Below are 4,987 nucleotides of genomic sequence, written 5' to 3'. Positions count from 1 at the left end.
ATTTTTAAAAAATATGAAATTTTAAAATGTTGAATGGCTTCATACCAATCTTTGCCTCTGTCGATTTATTTTTTACCGACCTTCTAACGTTAGACACACCAAGGCATTTCAGAATCGAAAATGATTCTAGAAAACAATGAATAAATAAATTATTTACTCATTTACATTAGAAAAAGATTGGAAACTTCTCATTTTACTGTTATTATTTAAGCACATGATATCTGGAGGGAGGTAAAATGAAAGTAGCAAAATTTGGAGGCAGTTCACTGAGTAATGCCACACAAATTAGAAAAGTGGGCGATATTGTAAAAAATGATCGGGACATTCAATTTGTCGTGGTCAGTGCCCCAGGCAAGCGAACAGCAGAAGATACAAAAGTAACGGATTTACTTATTGCCTTACATACAAATAAAACCGTTAACATGGATGTTGAACCAATCATCCAAAATATTTTAGACCGGTTTAAAGAAATTATTAATGATTTAAATTTAGACGAAAGAATTTTAACGTATTTTAACAATATTTTGAATAAATATCTAGACACGATTCAAGACTCCGATCGTTTACTGGACGCGCTAAAATCATGCGGTGAAGATTTTAATGCGCTAGTGTTGAGTGAGTATTTAAATATTATTGGGGCGGAATCTAGGTATTTATCTCCAAAGGATGCCGGTATTACAATGACCGACAACCCTGGGAATGCCCAGTTAATTAATACTTCTTACCATAAAATTAAGCAACTCAGGAGCAGAAAAGAAGTGCTGGTTATCCCCGGCTTTTTTGGTTACACAGAATCCGGTGATATCGTCACCTTCTCTCGAGGAGGGTCAGATATCACAGGAGCCATTATTGCGCGTGGAGTGGGCGCAGATGTGTATGAAAATTATACAGATGTAAGCTCTATTTACTCTGCCCACCCAGGAATCGTCAGCAAGCCCCACCCTATTTCAGAGATTACTTACCGTGAAATTCGTGAGTTATCCTATTCTGGCTTCAACGTATTCCATGACGAAGCGCTTCAACCATTATACGAAGTAAAAATACCTGTCATTATTAAAAATACGAATCGACCGCAAGACAAAGGGACGCGAATTGTTTCGGATCGAGAGGATGTTAAAGAGTATCCCGTTGTTGGTTTAAGTGGCGATGCTGGTTTCTTGTCCATTACCATTAAACGTTATTTACTAAACCGACAAGTGGGTTTTTTACGACGCCTGCTGCAAACGTTTGAACATTTTGGTTTATCCATTGAGCATGTCCCTACTGGGATTGATGATGTCTCCATTGTTTTACGTTCCAATCAGTTTGAAGGAAACAATAAATTACAAGAAATTCAATCCACCATCCATAAAGATTTTAATCCAGAATGGATCCATGTAGAACAAGATTTAGCCATCATTGCGATTGTTGGAGAAGGCATGCGAGATACGATTGGAATTGCGAATAAAGCGACAGAAGGTTTTACCAAAGCCGGGGTCAGTTTGCGTATGATCAATCAGGGCGCTTCTGAAATCAGTATGTTTTTCTCTATTCCAGCTAAAAACCTAAAGGATTCCATTCAGCACCTTTATACAGAATATTTCGGTTAAAAATAGAACTCCCCTATCTCAAAAAGATAGAGGAGTTTTTTTAATCTTTATAAAATACATTGACTTGTTCATGTGAGCAAGAACTGACTTGACTCAGTTGCTCTAAAATTTGATCGGCCTTCTCTTCTGGGCACAAGGTCAGTAATGTAGGCCCGGCGCCACTAATTACGGTGGCATAGGCTCCATTTTTTAAGGTAATGTCTTTTATTTCCTTGTGTTCAGCAATTAATGGACTGCGATAAAGTTCATGAAATTGATCATCCATCATCAATTCCCCCATCAGTGTATAGTCTTGATTCGCCATTGCAAGAAGCATGACATTATTCTTCGCATTTTGACTGACGGCTGTTTGGCGATTATAACTTTCCGGTAAGGCAGCACGGGCTTCTTCGGTCATGATTTCATAAGAAGGAACGGAGACTATCAAAGAAATTCCCTCTAAACGCATTGTGTAGTAGGCCATTTTCTCTTCTTCATAAAAACCAACAAAAACGCCACCTGTCAGGCAAGGGCCAATATTATCCGGATGTTTTTCAACAGCTGTCCCAATGCGTACTTTATCATCCGTCGATAAGTTTAAGTCTAAGTAATGGTTGGCTAATTCTATTCCGGCGACAAGGGCACTTGAAGAGCTTCCCAACCCGTGTGCCAAAGGAATCTCACTATCCATATCGATTTCTAAGCGAGGCATCTCTTTGCCATATTCCTTGGCCACATATTGGGCCATTTCAACGACCATATTCTTTTCGCCAGACGGTAAGACTTCCAATGACTTCTTTTTAAAGTGGAATTGCCAGTCATCCGCTGGTCGCGCAGTAACCGTTAAAAACTTGTCGACGGCTACACCAATCGAATCAAAACCCAATCCTAAATTCGCGCTCGTTGCTGGGATTTTAAAGGTCTTCTCACTCATAGGCAACTAAGCTTTCTATATACTGAATGACTTTCTCTTGGTCATTGGGGAACTTTTTCGTTTTCTCGAGCGAGACTTGAATGGCTGTATCCGAATCCTTTAAGCCATTTCCCGTTAAAACAGAAACGACGCGAGAACCCTTTGGAATATCGCCATTTTCAAGCGATCGAATTAACCCCGCAATACTGGCAGCGGATCCTGGTTCTGCAAAAATGCCTTCTTCACTTGCGATGTATTGGTAGGCGGTAATAATTTCCTCATCAGAGACTGAAGCAATTAATCCACCCGATGAATCTCGAGCATCTACGGCTAAATCCCAACTTGCCGGATTTCCGATGCGAATGGCTGTAGCAATCGTTTCCGGCTGGTCAATCACTTTGTCTTGAGTAATCGCCGCTGCACCTTCCGCTTCAAACCCATAGATTTTAGGCAATTGAGAGCCTTTTTTCTCATGGTAAGCTTTGAATCCCTTCCAGTAGGCAGAAATATTTCCTGCGTTTCCAACTGGAATCGTTAAGTAATCCGGCGCATCGCCCAAATCCTCAATAATTTCAAAAGCAGCTGTTTGCTGACCGGCTACACGATAGGGATTCACGGAATTGACTAATTGAATCCCTTCAGATTCTTCCGCCACTTTTTGAACCATCACTAATGCATCATCAAAATTTCCTTCAATTTCAATAATTTCAGACCCATACATCATCGCCTGCGCGAGTTTTCCAATAGCTACTTTGCCTTCGGGAATAATCACAATCGACTTAAGCCCTGCTCTGGTTGCGTAAGCAGCAGCGGATGCCGAAGTGTTTCCAGTGGATGCGCAAATAACCGTATGTGCCCCTTCTTCTTTGGCTTTAGCAACCGCCAAAACCATGCCGCGATCTTTAAAAGAGCCGGTTGGATTCAGCCCATCAAACTTTGCATACGCCTCTACCTCATACTGGTCACTTAATTTATTCAGACGAATAAGCGGTGTATTGCCTTCATTCAATGTAATATTTGGTGTATGTTCAGTGACCGGTAAATCTTCTTTAAACGTTTCTAATAAACCTTCCCATTTCACCATATTATTTTCCCTCTCTTGTGATTCGGTAAATTGCCCCGACCTCTGCTTTTTCTAACAAGACCTCTTTTTCTTCATTATTCAAGGGCACAGTCTGAACAGCAAATGCATGGTTCCCTTCAAATGCTTCATATAAAATATTCAATTCATCTAGCACTTTTTTCGCTTGATCTGCTGAATCATTGAATCGGACATAGTAAGGATGTTCAGTGAATGTATCTGTAATTTTCGCTTCTTCATTTGGTGTAAGGTTTCCTTTGTACCCAAACTGCGCAATTTCAATAATGTCAGCGACAATGGCAGACGCTGTCTCTAAACTACCTGCCCCTGGTCCGTAAAACATCGTTTCTCCAACCGCATTTCCATTCACAAAGACCGCGTTCATTGCATCATGAACGGCAGCCAGTTGATGATTTTCTGGTAAGAAAGTAGGTTGCACACTGATTTCTAAGTGCTCTCCGTCAAATTCGCTTAATCCTAAAAGCTTCATCACATAGCCATGTTGTAAACCAATGTCAATATCTTCAACGGCAACCTCACGAATACCCTGTACTGGCACTTCTTCGATAGTGAGTCTTCGGTTATACGCTAGACGCGATAGCAAAGTAATTTTACGCTGGGCATCAAACCCATCGACATCATTGGTTGGATCTGCCTCAGCGTAGCCTTTTTGACTCGCTTCTTCTAAGGCTTGGTCAAAATCCATCCCTTCTTGTGTCATCTTCGTTAAAATATAATTCGTTGTTCCATTCAGTATACCAAGCACACGCGATAATTTATTCGCTCTTAAAGTATAAAGTAAGTTATGAATAATTGGGACACCACCTGCGGATGTCGCTTCATAGGATAACTGGACTTGATTCTCGTTTGCGATCTCTGCAAGTTCATCAATATGCAAAGCCAGCATATCCTTGTTGGCACTCACCACATGCACACCCTTGTTTAATAATTTCTTATGTACATCATACGTAAACTCAATGCCCCCTAATACTTCCACGGCCACATCAAATTCCTCATCTAATAACGCATCAATGGTTTTTACATGTTTGATTTCTGATAAATCACAATTGTGAAGATTCAAAAGGGTTTCCCCGAAAACGTGGGTGACTTCCAACGGTTCTCCAATTTGCTCATGAATATGGGTTTGATTTTCTTGAATCACTTTCAATACACCACTACCGACAGTTCCTAAACCTAATATTGCCACTTTCATTCTAATACCCTCCTGAAAAATATGGTTACTGTCAAATTTTTTTGTTCTTAAAGGTCTATAACCGTTGTTCTATCAAGGAAAAGACAAAAAACACTTGCCCCTCCCCTAAATCTCGTTCAAAATAGTAGGTACCAACCAAACTACTTCCAAGAAAGGAATGGACAAGTGTTGTATACCCCTATTATAAACGCTCAGTTTGAAATTATCTACTA

General features: G+C 40.3%; 4 protein-coding genes. 1 reads left to right on the top strand and 3 read right to left on the bottom strand.

Going from position 1 to position 4,987, the window contains the following annotated elements; all coding sequences use genetic code 11:
* Positions 1-236: 236 nt before the first annotated feature.
* Positions 237-1,589 (top strand): aspartate kinase, encoded by a 1,353-nt coding sequence (locus ACYQ2O_RS10420; protein WP_459796566.1) that lies wholly within the window; start codon positions 237-239, stop codon positions 1,587-1,589.
* 40 nt (positions 1,590-1,629) lie between these two features.
* On the opposite strand, the gene thrB is transcribed toward ACYQ2O_RS10420, so the two are convergent.
* From thrB to ACYQ2O_RS10405, 3 genes are read right to left on the bottom strand one after another with little or no spacing between them, the layout of a single operon-like run.
* Positions 1,630-2,502, bottom strand: a complete 873-nt coding sequence (gene thrB / locus ACYQ2O_RS10415; protein WP_459796565.1) for a homoserine kinase — start codon at positions 2,500-2,502, stop codon at positions 1,630-1,632.
* Positions 2,495-3,565, bottom strand: a complete 1,071-nt coding sequence (thrC, locus tag ACYQ2O_RS10410) for a threonine synthase (RefSeq protein WP_459771197.1) — start codon at positions 3,563-3,565, stop codon at positions 2,495-2,497. The genes thrB and thrC overlap by 8 nt, the downstream gene beginning before the upstream one ends.
* Before the next feature lies 1 nt (position 3,566).
* Complete coding sequence (locus ACYQ2O_RS10405; RefSeq protein WP_459796563.1) at positions 3,567-4,775, bottom strand: homoserine dehydrogenase; 1,209 nt, start codon at positions 4,773-4,775, stop codon at positions 3,567-3,569.
* Positions 4,776-4,987: the final 212 nt, after the last annotated feature.

This window comes from Alkalibacterium sp. m-11 (genome assembly GCF_054658155.1).
Note: the sequence above shows the minus strand (reverse complement) of the source record. Positions and strands in the feature narration are given on the sequence as shown.

What these genes read in the sequence shown, in the direction of transcription:
- ACYQ2O_RS10405 (WP_459796563.1), bottom strand. Translation starts at nt 4,775, where the DNA reads ATGAAAGTGGCAATATTAGGTTTAGGAACTGTCGGTAGTGGTGTATTG.
- ACYQ2O_RS10420 (WP_459796566.1), top strand. Translation starts at nt 237, where the DNA reads ATGAAAGTAGCAAAATTTGGAGGCAGTTCACTGAGTAATGCCACACAA.
- thrC (WP_459771197.1), bottom strand. Translation starts at nt 3,565, where the DNA reads ATGGTGAAATGGGAAGGTTTATTAGAAACGTTTAAAGAAGATTTACCG.
- thrB (WP_459796565.1), bottom strand. Translation starts at nt 2,502, where the DNA reads ATGAGTGAGAAGACCTTTAAAATCCCAGCAACGAGCGCGAATTTAGGA.